The organism is Proteus sp. G2626, from assembly GCF_009915985.1.
Lineage (GTDB): Bacteria > Pseudomonadota > Gammaproteobacteria > Enterobacterales > Enterobacteriaceae > Proteus > Proteus vulgaris.
The window spans coordinates 21005-38526 of record NZ_JAABNH010000028.1; the positions used below are offsets into that span (position 1 = coordinate 21005).

17 protein-coding genes are annotated in these 17522 nt (G+C 38.8%); 10 read left to right on the forward strand and 7 right to left on the reverse strand.

The genetic code is table 11. From position 1 onward, the window contains the following. Window positions 1-98: 98 nt before the first annotated feature. Together gshB and rsmE are read right to left on the reverse strand one after the other, a co-directional pair. The gene (gshB, locus tag GWJ05_RS15965; RefSeq protein WP_036932628.1) at window positions 99-1055 is read right to left on the reverse strand and encodes a glutathione synthase; all 957 of its coding nucleotides are present in this window, start codon (window positions 1053-1055) and stop codon (window positions 99-101) included. Between the two features lie 10 nt (window positions 1056-1065). Beyond that, window positions 1066-1797 (reverse strand): 16S rRNA (uracil(1498)-N(3))-methyltransferase, encoded by a 732-nt coding sequence (gene rsmE, locus GWJ05_RS15970; protein ID WP_036932627.1) that lies wholly within the window; start codon window positions 1795-1797, stop codon window positions 1066-1068. Between the two features lie 229 nt (window positions 1798-2026). Here rsmE and GWJ05_RS15975 point away from each other — a divergent pair, with 229 nt between their 5' ends. Then, entirely contained in the window at window positions 2027-2677 is a 651-nt protein-coding gene (locus tag GWJ05_RS15975; protein ID WP_115370415.1) for a prepilin peptidase, read from the forward strand. A 100-nt stretch (window positions 2678-2777) separates the two neighbouring features. On the opposite strand, the gene GWJ05_RS15980 is transcribed toward GWJ05_RS15975, so the two are convergent. Together GWJ05_RS15980 and GWJ05_RS15985 are read right to left on the reverse strand one after the other, a co-directional pair. Further along, window positions 2778-3446 (reverse strand): DsbA family protein, encoded by a 669-nt coding sequence (locus tag GWJ05_RS15980; protein ID WP_036932624.1) that lies wholly within the window; start codon window positions 3444-3446, stop codon window positions 2778-2780. Next, complete coding sequence (locus GWJ05_RS15985; protein WP_036932622.1) at window positions 3434-4306, reverse strand: MBL fold metallo-hydrolase; 873 nt, start codon at window positions 4304-4306, stop codon at window positions 3434-3436. Before GWJ05_RS15985 ends, GWJ05_RS15980 begins: the two co-directional genes overlap by 13 nt. 105 nt (window positions 4307-4411) lie before the next feature. Here GWJ05_RS15985 and GWJ05_RS15990 point away from each other — a divergent pair, with 105 nt between their 5' ends. Next, window positions 4412-5332: a LysR family transcriptional regulator gene (locus GWJ05_RS15990; RefSeq protein ID WP_115370414.1), complete on the forward strand. Its 921-nt coding sequence runs from the start codon at window positions 4412-4414 to the stop codon at window positions 5330-5332. Here the strand turns inward: GWJ05_RS15990 and GWJ05_RS15995 are convergent. Next, complete coding sequence (locus GWJ05_RS15995) at window positions 5309-6235, reverse strand: LysR family transcriptional regulator (protein ID WP_036932619.1); 927 nt, start codon at window positions 6233-6235, stop codon at window positions 5309-5311. The genes GWJ05_RS15990 and GWJ05_RS15995 overlap by 24 nt on opposite strands. Before the next feature lie 112 nt (window positions 6236-6347). Between GWJ05_RS15995 and lysA the strand changes: the two genes are divergently transcribed. Beyond that, entirely contained in the window at window positions 6348-7589 is a 1242-nt protein-coding gene (gene lysA / locus GWJ05_RS16000) for a diaminopimelate decarboxylase (RefSeq protein ID WP_036932617.1), read from the forward strand. A 99-nt stretch (window positions 7590-7688) separates the two neighbouring features. On the opposite strand, the gene fadE is transcribed toward lysA, so the two are convergent. After that, window positions 7689-10136: an acyl-CoA dehydrogenase FadE gene (gene fadE, locus GWJ05_RS16005; protein WP_036932615.1), complete on the reverse strand. Its 2448-nt coding sequence runs from the start codon at window positions 10134-10136 to the stop codon at window positions 7689-7691. 238 nt (window positions 10137-10374) lie between these two features. Here fadE and lpcA point away from each other — a divergent pair, with 238 nt between their 5' ends. Both lpcA and GWJ05_RS16015 read left to right on the forward strand, forming a co-directional pair. After that, on the forward strand, window positions 10375-10953 hold the full coding sequence (gene lpcA, locus GWJ05_RS16010) for a D-sedoheptulose 7-phosphate isomerase (protein ID WP_036932613.1): 579 nt from the start codon (window positions 10375-10377) through the stop codon (window positions 10951-10953). 57 nt (window positions 10954-11010) lie between these two features. Continuing rightward, window positions 11011-11778, forward strand: coding sequence for a class II glutamine amidotransferase (locus GWJ05_RS16015; protein WP_036932611.1), 768 nt, complete (start codon window positions 11011-11013; stop codon window positions 11776-11778). On the opposite strand, the gene GWJ05_RS16020 is transcribed toward GWJ05_RS16015, so the two are convergent. Beyond that, window positions 11749-12510 carry a L,D-transpeptidase family protein gene (locus GWJ05_RS16020; RefSeq protein WP_036932610.1) on the reverse strand — a complete coding sequence of 254 codons (762 nt, stop codon included), beginning with the start codon at window positions 12508-12510 and terminating at the stop codon, window positions 11749-11751. The two genes, GWJ05_RS16015 and GWJ05_RS16020, sit on opposite strands and share 30 nt — an antisense overlap. A 415-nt stretch (window positions 12511-12925) precedes the next feature. Here GWJ05_RS16020 and GWJ05_RS16025 point away from each other — a divergent pair, with 415 nt between their 5' ends. From GWJ05_RS16025 to nqrE, 5 genes are read left to right on the forward strand one after another with little or no spacing between them, the layout of a single operon-like run. Next, entirely contained in the window at window positions 12926-14266 is a 1341-nt protein-coding gene (locus tag GWJ05_RS16025) for a Na(+)-translocating NADH-quinone reductase subunit A (protein ID WP_036932608.1), read from the forward strand. Between the two features lie 3 nt (window positions 14267-14269). Next, a complete protein-coding gene (locus GWJ05_RS16030) occupies window positions 14270-15508 on the forward strand; it encodes an NADH:ubiquinone reductase (Na(+)-transporting) subunit B (protein ID WP_036932607.1) in 1239 nt (412 codons plus the stop codon). Beyond that, window positions 15501-16286, forward strand: a complete 786-nt coding sequence (locus GWJ05_RS16035; RefSeq protein ID WP_036932606.1) for a Na(+)-translocating NADH-quinone reductase subunit C — start codon at window positions 15501-15503, stop codon at window positions 16284-16286. Before GWJ05_RS16030 ends, GWJ05_RS16035 begins: the two co-directional genes overlap by 8 nt. After that, on the forward strand, window positions 16279-16908 hold the full coding sequence (locus GWJ05_RS16040; RefSeq protein ID WP_036932605.1) for an NADH:ubiquinone reductase (Na(+)-transporting) subunit D: 630 nt from the start codon (window positions 16279-16281) through the stop codon (window positions 16906-16908). The genes GWJ05_RS16035 and GWJ05_RS16040 overlap by 8 nt, the downstream gene beginning before the upstream one ends. 5 nt (window positions 16909-16913) lie before the next feature. Next, window positions 16914-17510, forward strand: coding sequence for an NADH:ubiquinone reductase (Na(+)-transporting) subunit E (nqrE, locus tag GWJ05_RS16045; RefSeq protein ID WP_036932604.1), 597 nt, complete (start codon window positions 16914-16916; stop codon window positions 17508-17510). The last annotated feature ends 12 nt before the right edge of the window (window positions 17511-17522 follow it).

The window sequence follows — 17522 nt, forward strand, 5'->3', positions numbered from 1 at the left end:
TAGCCCTTTTATACATTGTGCTTCTTAATGTATACCACTTATTGATATGTAGGGGCTAGGCTCAGACTTTTAAACCCTTTGACGAGAGGGATTAAAAGTTAGTTTTTCTTGTTTAGGCGTACTTCAATCGCATCCATCAACATGCCAGTAACTGATACATCAGGATAAGCCGCTTCGATTTCACGCGCACAAGTTGGGCTAGTGACGTTAATCTCAGTTAAACGATCGCCAATAATATCTAAGCCAACAAAAATAAGCCCTTTTTGTTTCAGTATAGGGGCGACTTGACGCGCAATTGCCCAATCACTCTCTGTTAATGGACGAGCTTCACCACGACCACCAGCCGCTAAGTTACCACGAGTTTCCCCTTTTGCAGGAATACGCGCTAAGCAATAAGGAACAGGTTCGCCATCTACAACAAGAATACGTTTATCACCATCGACAATTTCAGGTAAGAAGTTTTGCGCCATGCAGAAACGATGACCATGCTCTGTGAGTGTTTCGATAATGACACCCACGTTAGGATCGTCTTTTTTCAAACGAAAAATAGATGCGCCACCCATACCATCTAATGGTTTGAAAATGACATCACCGTGTTTTTCATGAAAAGCTCGTAAATGCTTAGCTTCACGAGTCACTAAAGTGTCTGGTGTTAATGTTGGAAACCATGCTGTAAAGAGTTTTTCATTACAGTCACGCAAGCTTTGGGGTTTATTAACAATGAGTGTTCCCATATCTTCTGCGCGTTCTAAAATATAGGTTGCGTAAATAAACTCGGTATCAAAAGGCGGATCTTTACGCATTAAAATGGTATCAAGGTCACCTAAAGCAATATCTTGCTCTTGGCCAAATTCAAACCATTTTTCTGGGTTTTCTTCAACGCTGAGTATACGAGTGTGAGCGCGTGCTTCACCTTGATGTAGGTAAAGATCGTTCATTTCCATATAATGAATTTCCCAACCACGGCGCTGTGCTTCTAAGAGCATGGCAAAGCTGGTATCTTTTTTGATTTTGATGGATGAAATTGGGTCCATCACAATACCTAATTTAATCATTACTTCTCCTTTATCCCAGATCGCCGAACCGAACCTGTAAAGCGGTGATTGCGGTGAGTGCTGTTGTTTCAGTTCTTAATACACGAGGACCTAATAAAATATCAGTAAAATGGTGTTCTGCTGTCATGGCGATTTCTTCGGGAGAGAGTCCCCCTTCAGGGCCAATCAATAAGCGTACTTTTTTAACAGGTAAGGGTAAGGTATTAATGCTTTGGCTTGCTCTAGGGTGCAAATTGAGTTTTAAACTACCATCATTTTGAGCACACCATTTTTCTAATGACATCACTGGCATCAATTGTGGAAGCGTATTTCTACCACACTGCTCACATGCTGAGATAATAATTTTTTGCCATTGCTGATGTTTTTTCTCTAAACGACTAGGGTCTAGTTTAACACCACAGCGTTCTGAGATCAGTGGCGTAATCATATTTACCCCTAACTCCACTGATTTTTGAATAGTAAACTCCATTTTCTCGCCTCGTGATAGTACTTGCCCTAGATGGAGGTCGAGAGGGGATTCTTTATCATCAACAATCCCTTCATTTATTTGCACTGTGACTGACTTTTTTGTGCATTCAATGATTTCAGCTTCAAACACTTGATTTGAACCATCAAACAGTGCCAGTTTTTGTCCTATAGACATTCTTAACACACGACCAACATGATTAGATGCTTCTTCATCTAATGCTGTTTGAATGCCTGCTGTGAGTGGTTTTGGATGATAAATGCGAGGAATACGCATAACGTGAAACCCTTACGTAAAAGATGGTTAACCGTGATAAATAAAATATGTGATATGCATCATACGCATGACATTATGGCATGCAAGTTATCACTTTACTTTTGTTGTTATTATAGCGTGAATATTCTTGCGAGTTTTGTCGCAAAACTTCATATTTTTAAGGAGATTATGAAAAAAAACTCGGCATTAAACTTATGCTCTTATACAGTTAATTAACAAGGGTATTGATATGTATAAGGGATTGATATTTATGCTATTTTTTTTGGGTGTTATAAGGGTTTCCTTATTTTCTTTTTTTAACTACTTTTTTATAGGGATTAAGTTTTTTGTATTTTATTCATTATTATCTTTATTGCCTAAGCATCGACGTTATCAGCTAGCTTTTAGCTACTTTGCCATTTTTCTTTATTGGATCTCAACTTATAATTCACTGAATTTATTAATAATATTATCGATATTAACTTTTTATTTATTAACACTGTCCTTCTTTGATTCGGACTACTTTTTATTGCCTAATAATTTAACATTTTGGTTATTATTTTTGGGGTTATCATGTAATTACACTACATACGGATTAGTATCCTTTCATCATGCTTTTTATGGTTTTTTAATAGGCACAGGGCTTTTTTACGGTGTTTATTTATGGGGATATTTTATTTATCAAAAATGTGTATTGGGTTTTGGTGATGTGAAATTGTTTGGTGCAATTGGTGCATGGTGTGGGTTTGAAAAATTACCTTATATTCTTTTAGGCGGTTCTTTTTTGGGGCTTTGTGTGTATTGCTCTGTATTAATAACAACAAAAGAATATTTAAACAAAGTCGCGTTTGGCTCTTGTCTATCTTTTTCGACATTAATAGTGCTTGGTTTCTATTTTTAGTTTGATGATAATTTTAAAATTACACTATTTAAAATGGGTAATATATTGGAGATAAAGAGAAAGCAGTGTGCGGAAATAAATCAGCACACTGAAAAGAAGATTATAGATTTTCTTTTATAAATTGTAGCCAATGTTTTGTATCACCCAAATACTTTTCAACCGGTATTAGATGATAACCTTGACTATCTTCAATAAATAACGTCGGAAAACCATGACCATTAACTTGGCTCATTAATTGTTGTGTTTGACTTAAATGTTGCTGAATTTGTGTTTTGCTAATTTCAGACAGTAAAGATGCAAACTGTTCAACATCAAAGCCTAGCTTTTTCACAATAAATAACAGTGTGTTTTTATCACTGATATTTAGACCATCAAGGTAATAGGCCTCTTGTAATGCTTTTAATAAATAAACGTCACGTTTTCCCATTATTTGAGCGACAAGAATAGCTGAAATAGGTAACAAAGAGTTTAGTACCATTTCTGTATTACCAAGAGCGTCACGGTATGCATGACTAAAAACTTGACCTGATAACTGGCTAATACGTTCATCAATTGGTGTGACGTGTTCTTTCCATGATTGACCACCAGTGACGGCTCTTGCTGGTGTAAACAAACCACCACCATGTAACTTGATAGCATCAGGAAATATATTGCTCACTACTTCAATTAAGGGAGCAATGCCATAACACCAACCACAAAGAGGATCATAAACATAGTGCAATATTTTAGTACTTTGAGTATTACCTGTACTGCTTGTTACTGAGGCCATTGCATCTCTCCTTTAAGTACTTTTGCACTGAGCTCTAGGCTTGATTTGTCTGCTAAATTCTGATGAGTTTTTTCCATCACTGCAATAAATTCATCTGAATTTTTTGTCTTTTCAAGATTTTTCTCAGCCTCAATTAGGTAATTCATCGTAAAATCAACTGCTTGTAGACTATATGTTGCTTCAGGTAAATAGTGACCTGGAATAACGGTTTTTGGTGAGAGAGATTTTATTTGCTGTAACGCACTAACCCAATGTTGGCGCTCTGCAACAGTTTGAGTATCCGCTAACCAGACATGAATATTTTCAGAAACTAAAACCCCCCCCATCACTGCATTCAGTTTTGGAACATAAAGATATGTTCTATCTGGAGATTGACTATCTAATCCTTTGATAGAAATAGTCTCTCCTTCAATAGAAAAACTATCGCCTGTTACCACTTCAGGAATGATGATTTTTTTAGGGGCGTTTTCTTTAAGTACTGGCCCCCAGTAGGCAAGTTTTCCTGCTTGGGTTTCGTTGATAGCATTGATTGTGGGTGCAGTTGCAATCACTTTAGCATTTGGAAACGCATCAGTAATAACATCTAATCCAAAATAAAAATCAGGATCTGAATGGCTGATATAGATATAAGTGAGGTTTTTTCCAGAAGCTTTGATCTTATCAACTAAGGCTTGTGCATCATTTTTTTGAAATTGTGCATCAATTAAAACAGCATCTTTATCACCATAAATAATTTCAGAAGAAACAGGGAAAACACTCGATTCTCCAGGATTATAGATATCTAATGTTAATTCAGTGGCTAGTGCTGACGTTGCGAAGAAGGTGGTTGTTGCAAGTGTTAAAGGAAGTAATTTTTTCATCTTTTGTTTTCTCCATAATGTTGTTGCTGACTATAATATGTTGCATAAAACAAGAGAAAAACCCCATTTCAGGCAATTAATTGTTGCGTAAATCGAGCAAATAAAATGGATAAAATAAAAGCATCAGAAGTTTTTGTGACCATTGTAAAGCAAGGTAGCATGATAAAAGCTGCTGATTATCTAGGTATGTCTAGAGCCATGGTAACTCGTTATTTAAATGAAATGGAGGAATGGGCGGGTGTTCGTTTATTACATAGAACGACACGTAAACAGAGCTTAACATCTGTTGGTGAGATGGTTTATGAACAGAGCTTACAATTATTAGAAATGGCAGAACGTATCCCCGCCAATATTCCTAAGGAGCGCCATCAAATTAGTGGGCTTGTTCGTATTACCAGTTCACAATCGTTAGCAAATAGCATTTTATCTGTTGCAATATGTGAGTTTATGCAACGTTACCCTTTAATTGCCGTCGATTTACAAATTACTAATCAAACGGTGAATTTGGTGGAAGAGCGCATTGATATTGCTTTGCGTATTACTAATCATCTTGAGCCTAATTTAATTGCACGACCGCTGGCAACATGCCTTTCTGTAGTATGTGCTCATAAAGATTATTTAGTAAAAAAAGGAATACCGAAAACGCCGGATGATCTCGCTCAACATCAGTGTTTAACTTATCGTTTTTTTGGCCGTAGCTTATGGGAATTCAATTTAGAGGATAAACGTTATTCTGTGCCCGTTGGTGGTAATTTGAGTGCTAATGAATCCGTTGTGTTATTGCAGGCAACGTTAAAAGGTGCAGGTATATCATTACAACCTTATTATTCAGCAAAACCTTATCTTGAAAGTGGAGAGCTGGAACATATTTTAGCTAACTACCAAGCTCAACCTATGGGGATTTATGCTGTTTTAGCGAGTCGGCAAAATATGCCAGCAGCAGTACGTGTATTGCTCGATTTTCTTGTTGAGTGGTTTTCATCCTCTCCGCATTGGCTTGGTTTATCGGGTAAAAGCGAGATTTAAGCGTGTAGGGTAATCTGCTAATGTGTTTTTCATTACATCAATAAAATAGGAAGCCAGTTGTGATGATGGACGATGAGAAGGGCAAATTAAGCTAATAGTAAAGGGGATCGTAAAACTTAAAGGCCGAAGACAAAGTGTTTTATCGAGATAATCAAGAGCAGTAATAGGATTAACAATTGAAATACCTATATTTTCGCTAACCATAGCACAGATAGACGCGGCACTTTGTGTTTCCATCACTAATCGTCGCGATATTCCTTCTTGAATAAAAACGGCATCAATGAGCTGTCGATAAGGATCATTAACAGACAAGCTGATAAATCGCTCGTTTTGAAAATCAGACGGGTGTAATAACGATTTTTGGCACAATGGGTGTGACTTAGGTAAAACGGCAACTTCATTGAGTGTTAACAGTGTTTCTTGTTGAGTTCCTGCTGGTGTTTGTGTGTGTTCTGTTAATCCTAAATCATAATGTTGAGCAGATAGCCATTCTTCTAATAAAGGTGATTCTTGAGGGACAATGGTTAAATTGACATCGGGATGTTGATCAATAAATTGCCGACAAATCGAAGGTAGCAATGATTGAGCAAATGCGGGTAAACAAGTGATATTTAATTCGGCTTGTCTAAAATGACGAATACTTTCAGCGACATTAATGATCCTATCTAAACCATAATAAGAGCGTTGTACCTCTTCAAAAAAACGTAATCCTTCTGTTGTGGGTTGGAGTCGACCTTTTATCCTGTCAAATAACTTAAATGATAATAGATGCTCAAGACGTGATAACTCTCGACTCACCGTAGGTTGCGAAGTTTTCAGTAATTCAGCTGCTTCAGTAAGATTTTGAGTTGTCATTACGGCATGAAAGATTTCAATATGTCGCCAGTTAAAAGGAGCTTTCATTGATTATTCCTATATCAAAAATGAATAGAGTATAGCTTATTTGATATTTTTATTCCTTTTCAAGTTAATTAATAATCATTTTATTCACCAGTGACTTTTATGAGTAAATATTATGACAACATCAATCACTATGGCTCACTATCAACTCGCACAAACATATGGAACGCCATTATGGGTTTATCAAGGCGATACAATTTCTGAACGTATTGCTCAACTAAAATCGTTTGATGTGGTTCGCTTTGCTCAAAAAGCGTGCTCCAATATTCATATCTTACGATTAATGAAAGCACAGGGTGTTAAAGTTGATTCTGTTTCATTAGGAGAGATTGAACGCGCTTTAGTTGCGGGTTATCAAGGTGGTAGAGAAAAAAGTGAGATTGTTTTTACTGCGGATTTACTGGATGAAAGAACCCTTGAACGTGTAGTGGAATTAGATATTCCTGTGAATGCGGGCTCAATTGATATGCTTCGTCAATTGGGGGAGCGCAATCAAGGGCATGCTGTTTGGATAAGAGTTAACCCTGGATTTGGTCATGGGCATAGTCAAAAAACCAATACGGGGGGGGAAAATAGTAAACATGGTATTTGGTTCGATGATGTTCCTGAAGCATTATCCGTGATCCAACAATACAACCTGACTCTAGTTGGTTTTCATATGCATATTGGTTCTGGTGTTGATTATCAACATCTCGCTAGTGTATGTGATGCTATGGTTGAGCAAGTACTTACCTCTAAAGTTGATATTAATGCTATTTCAGCAGGTGGGGGATTATCAACGCCATATCAAGAAGGTGATGCAACAGTCGATTTAACCCACTACTTTTCGTTGTGGGATAAAGCTCGTCAGCGTATTGCACAACATCTTGGTCATGATATTGAGCTTGAAATCGAACCAGGACGTTTCTTAGTGGCTGAGTCTGGTGTATTAATCTCTCAAGTGAGAGCGGTTAAATCGATGGGAAGTCGTTACTATGTGCTGGTGGATGCTGGATTCAATGATTTAATGCGCCCTGCTATGTATGGCAGTTATCATCAGATTTCAGTTTTAGATAATCATGGGCAAATAAAGCCAATGACAGAATTACGAGAAACGATTGTGGCAGGTCCTCTGTGCGAATCGGGGGATGTTTTTACCCAACAGGAAGGTGGCACAGTTACTCCTCGTTTATTACCTCAAGCCCAAGTAGGTGATTACGTAATTATCCATGATACAGGGGCTTATGGCGCTTCAATGTCATCTAATTATAATAGCCGTCCTCTTATTCCTGAAGTATTGATGACAAAAGGGGCTCCTCAATTAATTCGTCGTCGACAAACAATAGAGGAATTATTAGCGTTGGAGTTAGATCTCTAATTAATTTCAATAAGTTGAGCTTAATAAAAAACACCTCATGACTAAAAGTGATGAGGTGTTTGTGTTTTATAGGGAAAATATTTCCCTTAATATGCGTTTTTAAGCTGCCTTATCTGTTTTGACGTTGTCAGCTTTTGGCTTTTTTGCGGGTACCGCCAATGCATCAAAGTCAAATTCATCAACGTTGATACTCCGTAAGCGACTTTGCTCTGCTTTACGTAAGATATCGGCTTCTTCCTGAGTGACTCGTTTATCAGCCAGTGCTTTGTCAGCTAATTTATCTAATTGAGTAAAACTAAACTTCTTCTCATAGAGGCGGCAAATACGGTCGAAAATGGGTTCTGCTGCCAGGATATCAAGCAATGCTTCTTCCATTAAACCGTGTGGATTATGTTCACATGGTGTTAAGAATTGACCTCTACCAATACGGTCTCGAGTTTCAGAAGGCTGTTGAATAATTTGAGCCACTTTACTATCTAGTTTATCGGATGGGAGTTTTTGCGCTTTGCCAAGAGGAAAAATAATTGCGCGCATTGTACCTGCAATCATTCGGCTCGGGAAATTACGCAACAGTTCATCAATGGCATTTTCAGCTTGATATAAACACTCTTTCACACTCCAATGTACTAAAGGTAAATCTGCTGTATGGCGACCCTCATCTTCGTAGCGTTTAAGGACTGCTGAGGCGAGAAAAATATGACTTAATATATCACCTAAACGTGCTGAAATACGTTCACGACGTTTTAAACTTCCACCTAAAACGCCCATTGAAACATCAGACAATAGAGCCATATTGGCACTAAGGCGGTTAATCTGTTGATAATAACGACGTGTTTCATCATTGGTTGGCGAAGTACTTAATCGACCATTGGTAATACCTAACCAAATGCTTCGTAAGGTATTACTTGCAACATGGCCAATATGGCCAAATAAAGCTCGGTCAAAATCATGTAGATTGCTATCGCGTGCGGCGGCAATTTCATCCAACACATAAGGGTGACAACGAATAGCACCTTGACCATAAATGATCATGCTACGTGTTAAAATATTGGCACCTTCAACGGTGATCGCAATAGGTGAACCTTGATAAGAACGGGCAACAAAGTTTGAAGTTCCAAGACAGATCCCTTTACCACCAACAATATCCATTGCGTCAATAACGCCACGCTGTGCTCTATGAGTACAGTGATATTTAACGATAGCAGATAAAACAGCCGGCTTTTCACCTAGCATAATACCTGTGGTAATTAAGGTTGACGCTGCATCTAAAAGATAAGCGTTACCGGCCAGACGTGCCAATGGTTCTTCGATACCTTCCATTTTACCAATAGGTATTTTGAATTGACGACGGACACGAGAATAAGCACCGGTTGCCATCGCCACACTTTTTAATCCACCTGTAGAGTTTGATGGTAGAGTAATACCACGACCAACAGATAGACACTCCACCAGCATCCTCCAGCCTTGTCCTGCCATTTTTGGCCCACCAATAATGTAATCAATAGGGACAAAAACATCTTTACCGCGAGTAGGGCCATTCATAAACGGAACGTTTAATGGGAAATGGCGATGACCAATTTCAACCCCTTTTACATCGGTAGGAATTAACGCACAGGTAATGCCAGGATTTTCATCGTTACTTAAAAGATGTTCAGGATCACGCAATTTAAACGCTAGTCCTAGTACGGTTGCGATAGGCGCAAGTGTGATATAGCGTTTATTCCAAGTTAAACGAATACCTAATATTTGCTCTCCTTGCCATTCTCCCATACAAACGACACCGCTGTCTGGAATAGCACCAGCATCAGAGCCTGCTTCCGGACTGGTTAAGGCAAAGCAAGGAATTTCATCTCCTTTGGCTAAACCGGGTAAATAGCGTTTTTTCTGCTCATCAGTACCATAGTGTTGAAGTAGTTCACCAGGGCCTAAAGAGTTTGGCACACCAACCGTGATGGCTAAAATACCAGATACTCCAGCTAGTTTTTGCAATACACGAGATTGGGCATAGGCGGAAAATTCTAATCCGCCATACTCTTTTTTAATGATCATCGCAAAGAAACGATTGTCTTTAAGGTATTGCCAGATTTCAGGCGGTAAGTCAGCTAATTCATGAGTGATCTCAAAGTCGTTTGTCATACGACAAACTTCTTCTACTGGACCATCAAGGAACGCTTGCTCTTCAGCGGTGAGTTGTGGCTTAGGGTAATTATGGAGTTGTTTCCAATCAGGTGTGCCACGGAAAAGTTCACCTTCCCACCATGTTGTACCAGCATCGATGGCTTCTTGCTCTGTTTTAGACATAGAAGGCATGACTTTTTGGAATGCTTTAAGGGCAGGAGCTGAAATATAGGCTTTACGAATAGACGGGAGAGTAAAGGGCAATAAAATCAATGCAATGGGAAGGAGTAGCCAGTAACTCCAGATATTAGCAAGACCCATTACAAAAGTGTAAGCAATGAGAATAAGGCTACTTATCGCAATACCGAATTTGCGATAGCTAAGTACGCCGATAAGAATAATAAAAAGTGCAATACTGAGTAGTGTCATAATAAACTCCTGTATTTAGCAAGAGATCAGAGGTCAGACCTGTTGTTTGTTATTTAGATCTAATCCAGTCACCAACTTTTATCAATATATTTACATTCTAATTACAATATAGCTCACAAATTATTCGTAAATGAGAGAAGTTAGCATTTGTCAGCAATGAGTATCTTCTTTCATGACATCGGATCCGTTACACTGAGAAACAGAAAATATCGATTACCCTTTCTGGAGTAAAAATCCTATGTACCAAGATCTTATCCGTGGTGAGTTAACAGAAGCAGCAGAGACCCTTTCTCGTTTTCTTCAAGATGAAGCAAATATTGAAGCTATTCAAAAAGCGGCTGTATTATTAGCTGATTCTTTTAAAGCGGGTGGCAAAGTATTATCTTGCGGTAATGGTGGTTCTCATTGTGACGCAATGCATTTTGCCGAAGAGTTAACAGGTCGCTATCGTGAAAACCGTCCGGGTTATCCTGCCATTGCGATTTCTGATGTAAGCCATATTTCATGTGTGAGTAATGATTTTGGCTATGAATATGTATTTTCGCGTTATGTTGAAGCTGTAGGTAGAGAAGGAGATGTTCTCCTGGGTATTTCAACTTCAGGTAACTCAGGCAATATTATCAAGGCGATCAGTGCTGCGCGTGAAAAAGGCATGAAAGTCATTACGCTAACAGGCAAAGACGGTGGCAAAATGGACGGTACTGCGGATATAGAAATTCGCGTTCCTCATTTTGGTTATGCTGACCGTATTCAAGAAATCCATATCAAAGTTATCCATATTCTGATCCAATTAATTGAAAAAGAAATGGAAAAGTAAGTCGTTATTGATATTGCTATAAAATAAGCAATAAACATCGACCAGAAGGAGTGAGCGATGTGTGAATTATTAGGCATGAGTGCAAATGTACCGACAGATATTAATTTTAGTCTAAGTGGGTTAATTCCGAGAGGAGGCAAAACAGGGCCTCATAAAGATGGTTGGGGAATTACCTTTTATGAAGGACTTGGGTGTCGCACATTTAAAGATCCTCAAGCCAGTGCTATTTCACCTGTCGCTCGCTTTGTTCAAGAGTATCCGATTAAATCTGAGGCCGTCATAGCCCATATTCGTCAGGCGAATCGAGGAAATGTCTCTTTAGAAAACACCCATCCTTTTACCCGTGAATTATGGGGTAAAAACTGGACTTATGCACATAATGGTCAATTAAAAGGCTATCAATCCCTTGAAACTGGGCGTTTTAGAGCCATCGGTCAGACAGACAGTGAAAAAGCGTTTTGCTGGCTCTTAAATCAACTGGAAGAGCGTTATAAACGAACACCTGCTAATTGGCAGGCTGTGTTTCGTTTTATTGCTACTTTAGCCTCTCAATTAAGGCAAAAAGGGGTTTTTAATATGCTGTTATCCGACGGACGATTTGTTATGGCGTATTGTTCAACAAATTTGCATTGGATCACGCGAAAAGCACCTTTTGGAAAAGCAAAACTCCTTGATCAAGATGTAGAAATTGATTTTCAGCAGCATACACAATCAGATGATGTTGTTTCTGTTATTTCAACATTACCACTTACTGGAAATGAGTCTTGGCAACGTATTCCTGTGGGGGAGTTTGTACTATTTGATCGTGGTGTGCGTATCCTGTAACCATTTACTTGCACTATTTTGTGATAAATTAAGAGGAGTTTGATTAGGCACAATTGAGGCACTATTAACAAGGTAGCGTCCATCCTTAACAGTAACAGAAGGGATCTGTTTGTATTCTTCAACATATTGATAGGCAGGCATAAGTTGTTGCCAGAAGTCGATATCCGTTGAATAGTGATGCTTCTTCATATTTTCGCGAGTCATTTTGAATGGAAAAATATGAATATTGATCACGGATTGTCCACTTTTTAGCGCTAATTCAGCATACTGATAAATTTCATCCATTACTGAATCTGTCATTGCATAACACCCAACCGATTTACACGCTCCATGGATCATTAAAAAATCCCCTGTATATCCTTTTGATTTATCGTATTGATTAGGAAATCCTAGGTTGATCGCTCGGTAAAATCGACTATTCGGATTTAATTGTGAAAAATTAACCTGGTAAAAGCCTTCTGGACTTTTTAAATCACCTTGAAATTTTTTAGGGCCCAGTCCGCCAGAATAGCTACAAATGGGGTAAGTACGTACTTTTTCTAATTGCCCATCTAATTTTTCTGTATAAAGTTCAAGTAAGTTTTCTTCCTTGAAAATCTGAATATAGATAGGTCGTCCTGTATTTTTTTTAACAGATTCCATTAGAAATCTTGAACTGTTTTCAGCGTTAACTAATAAGGACGTTAACATTATTGTTAAAAAACTGATTAGTTGTTTTGCGTGACTGGTCATGGTTTTATCAGAAAAATAGCTTAAAATTTGTTGATAAAGTAGATCGTAGATTGCTATGAAGCAATAAATTTGTAAATTAAAATCTGAGATGGTTTCTTTTATTTTACAAAATTATCTGTGTGAAATTTAAGCGATCGTCGAGAAAGATGATATTTTAATTCGGTTTATACGAGTTGTTAACGTTTCAGTCAAAATAATATTCCCATTTGCTTGAGCTAAATCACTCGAATAGTCAGACAGGTTTAGGCTGAGATGATAAAATTCAGGTCGGCAGAATAAGAGAAAATAGTAACAATTATCGGAGATAAATAACTTAAGGTTCAAAAACACCTTAAGATGTTTTTATTACAGAGTCGCTACATTTTCGGGGTGAATTTGTAGCTTAGGGTTTAACTGATAAACTTGTGCAAATCTTATGATTAAAATTAAAAAAGGACTCGACCTCCCAATTGCAGGAGCGCCTGCCCAAGTGATAGAAGACGGACCCGCGATTCGACGCGTAGCATTGCTAGGTGAAGAATATGTCGGTATGCGTCCTTCTATGATGGTTTCGGAAGGTGAGCATGTAAAAAAAGGGCAAATTCTTTTTGAAGATAAAAAGAATGCAGGTGTTGTTTTCACCAGTCCCGTTTGTGGTAAAGTCGTTGAAATTAATCGCGGCGAACGCCGTGTGTTCCAATCTATCGTTATCGAAATTGATGGTGACGAAGAAATCACCTTTAACCGCTATGATAGCGCTACACTGTCAGATTTAACCCGTGAACAAGTTGAAACTAACCTTGTTAACTCGGGAATGTGGACTGCGTTAAGGACCCGTCCTTATAGTCGTACTCCACACTTAGGTACAACACCTGCTGCCATTTTTGTCTCTGCAATGGATACTAATCCGCTTGCTGCTGATCCTATGGTTATTATTGAGCAAAATGAGAAGGCATTTAATGATGGTCTTATTATTTTAACTCGTTTAACCGAAGGAAAAGTGTATGTTTGTCATGGTGAAAAATCACCAGCAAAATTAAATGATGGACAAATTAGCTATAACCAATTTGTGGGTCCTCACCCAGCTGGGTTGGTCGGTACGCATATCCATTTCTTAGAACCTGTCAGTGCTAAGAAAATAGTTTGGCATTTAAATTACCAAGATGTGATTGCTATTGGTTACTTGTTTACAACAGGTTCTTTATATACTGAACGTGTTGTTGCTTTAGCGGGGCCTCAAGTGAAATCGCCTCGTTTAGTGCGCACATGTTTGGGGGCTGATCTCTATGAGCTAACCAAAGATCAATTAATTGATGGTGAAAACCGCATTATTTCCGGCTCTGTATTATGGGGATGGAAATCTGATGAGGCTCATCATTATTTAGGTCGTTTCCATAACCAAGTTTCTGTATTACGAGAAGGTCGTGATAAAGAATTGTTTGGTTGGGGTATGCCAGGTAGCGATAAATTTTCTATTACACGTACAACTATCGGTCACTTCTTAAAAAATAAACGCTTTGCATTTACAACAACAATGAATGGTGGCGAACGTTCAATGGTGCCAATTGGCAATTATGAACGTGTAATGCCGTTGGACATTATGGCAACGCATTTATTACGTGATTTAATTGTAGGTGATACTGACAGCTCTCAAGCATTAGGTTGCTTAGAATTGGATGAAGAAGATTTGGGATTATGTACTTATGTTTGCCCAAGCAAATATGAGTATGGCCCAGCACTGCGCCAAGTATTGACCAAAATTGAGCAGGAAGGGTAACTCATGGGGTTGAAAAATTTATTTGAAAAAGTAGAGCACCATTTTGAGCCCGGTGGCAAATTAGCAAAATGGTACGTACTTTATGAAGCGGTTACGACGGTATTCTATACGCCAGGTACTGTAACGCGTAATGGTGGGCATGTTCGTGACACCATTGACCTAAAACGTATGATGATCCTAGTGTGGTTATCTGTTTTTCCAGCGATGTTCTGGGGAATGTATAACGTCGGTCACCAAGCGATCCCTGCACTAAATCAGTTATATAGCGGTGTTGAATTACAGCAAATTATTGCTTCAGATTGGCATTATCGCCTTGCACAATACCTTGGCGCATCATTAACAACAGATGCGGGGTGGGGAAGTAAGATGCTACTTGGTGCGACTTACTTTTTACCTATTTATCTTGTTGTTTTTGCGGTGGGTGGATTTTGGGAAGTACTTTTTGCTTTCATTCGTGGACACGAAATTAACGAAGGTTTCTTCGTTACATCCATTTTGTTTGCTTTAATTGTACCGCCAACACTACCACTTTGGCAGGCTGCATTAGGTATTACATTTGGTGTGGTTATCGCGAAAGAAATTTTTGGTGGTACAGGCCGTAATTTCTTGAACCCAGCATTAGCGGGTCGTGCATTTCTGTTTTTTGCTTATCCAGCTCAAATTTCAGGTGATCTGGTTTGGACTGCAGCAGATGGTTTCTCGGGTGCAACACCATTATCACAATGGTCTGTATCAGGTGAAAGTGCATTAGTAAATACAGCCACTCAACAGCCTATCTCTTGGATGGATGCTTTCCTGGGATATATTCCAGGATCGATTGGTGAAGTTTCAACTCTGATGATTTTAATTGGTGGCGCAGTCATTCTTTTTGCTCGTATTGCTTCATGGCGTATTGTCGCTGGAGTAATGGTCGGCATGATTGTGATGTCATACCTGTTTAATTTTATTGGATCAGAGACCAATCCTCTCTTCGCAATGCCTTGGCACTGGCACTTAGTTTTAGGTGGTTTTGCTTTTGGTATGATGTTTATGGCAACAGATCCAGTATCTGCATCATTTACCGATAAAGGTAAATGGGCTTACGGTATTTTGATTGGCGTAATGGCTGTGCTTATTCGTGTCGTCAATCCTGCTTACCCAGAAGGAATGATGCTGGCAATCTTATTCGCAAACTTATTTGCACCACTGTTCGATTATGTGGTTGTTCAGGCGAATATTAAGCGGAGAAAAGCTCGTGGCTAAAGAGAAAAACAAAGATAGCGTCGCAAGAACGTTCCTCGTTGTATTTATTCTATGTCTTGTGTGTTCCGTGGTAGTAGCAGGAGCGGCTGTTGGACTGAAGTCTAAACAAGAAGAACAAAAACTTCTTGATAAACAACGTAATATTCTTGATGTTGCGGGGCTACTCGTACCTAAAATGAGTGCGACAGATGTATTGAAAGTATATGACACTCGTATTAAAGCAAAAATTGTTAATTTCCAGACAGGTGAACTGACTGATAGTAAAGGCAATTTTGATTTAAACACAGAATTACGCAGTGATGAGACGTCAATCGCATTATCCCCAGAGGAAGATATTGCCAAAATTCGCCGTCGTGCTAACACAGCAGAGGTCTATTTTGTACTCGATGAACAAGGTAAAACGACGGAAGTTGTATTACCTGTTTATGGCTCTGGTTTATGGTCTGTAATGTATGCTTTTGTCGCCGTAGATATTGATGGAGTCACTTCAAAAGGTATCACCTATTATTCTCATGGTGAAACGCCGGGACTCGGTGGTGAAGTCGATAATCCACAATGGAAAGCACAATGGAAAGGTAAGCACTTAATCAATGAGCAAGGTGTGCCAGCCATAAAAATAGTGCGTGGTGGTGCATCTGACAGCCCTTATGGTATTGATGGACTTTCAGGTGCGACACTGACTTCGAATGGTATCCAGCATATGTTCGATTTCTGGTTAGGTGAAAAAGGTTTCGGCCCATTCCTGAAAAAAGTTCGTGAAGGAGAAATCAATGGCTGATACAAAAGAAATTAAACGAGTTTTACTTGGCCCATTGTTAGATAACAACCCAATTGCCTTACAAGTATTAGGTGTGTGTTCTGCATTGGCGGTGACAACAAAACTTGAAACTGCATTAGTGATGACAATTGCTGTAACGCTGGTTACTGCGTTCTCAAACTTTTTTATTTCACTCATTCGCAATTACATACCAAGTAGTGTTCGTATTATTGTTCAAATGGCGATTATTGCTTCATTAGTTATCGTTGTTGACCAAATACTGCAAGCTTATGCGTATGAAATCTCTAAACAACTTTCTGTTTTCGTTGGTCTTATCATTACTAACTGTATTGTAATGGGACGTGCTGAAGCGTATGCGATGAAATCACCGCCTATTGAAAGCTTTATGGATGGTATTGGTAATGGCTTAGGGTATGGCGTTATCTTGATCCTTGTCGGATTTTTACGTGAACTTTTCGGATCTGGTAAATTATTTGGTATTACCGTCATGGAATCTATCCAAAATGGTGGCTGGTATCAGCCAAATGGTTTATTCCTGTTAGCACCAAGTGCATTCTTTATCATTGGCTTGCTAATTTGGGGATTACGTACATTAAAACCTGCACAGGTTGAAGAGGACTAATCGCCATGGAACATTATATAAGCCTGTTTGTTCGTGCTGTTTTTATTGAGAATATGGCGCTCGCATTCTTCTTAGGGATGTGTACTTTCCTCGCTGTATCTAAAAACGTAAAAACAGCATTTGGATTAGGTATCGCTGTTACAGTTGTTCTAGGCCTTTCTGTACCTCTGAATAACTTAGTTTATAACTATGTGTTACGTGATAATGCTTTAATGGAAGGTGTAGATTTAAGTTTCTTAAACTTTATCACTTTCATTGGTGTGATAGCGGCACTAGTACAAATCCTAGAGATGATTTTAGACCGTTATTTCCCTGCACTTTATAATGCATTAGGGATCTTCTTGCCTCTTATTACCGTTAACTGCGCCATCTTCGGTGGTGTGTCATTTATGGCACAACGTGACTATAACTTTAGTGAGTCTATTGTTTATGGTTTCGGTTCTGGCGTTGGTTGGATGTTAGCCATCGTATTGTTGGCTTCTATCCGTGAGAAAATGAAGTACGCGGATGTACCGGCAGGTATGAAAGGATTAGGCGTTACTTTTGTCACCACAGGGTTGATGGCATTAGGTTTCATGTCCTTCTCTGGTGTTCAGCTATAAAGGGTGAGAAGA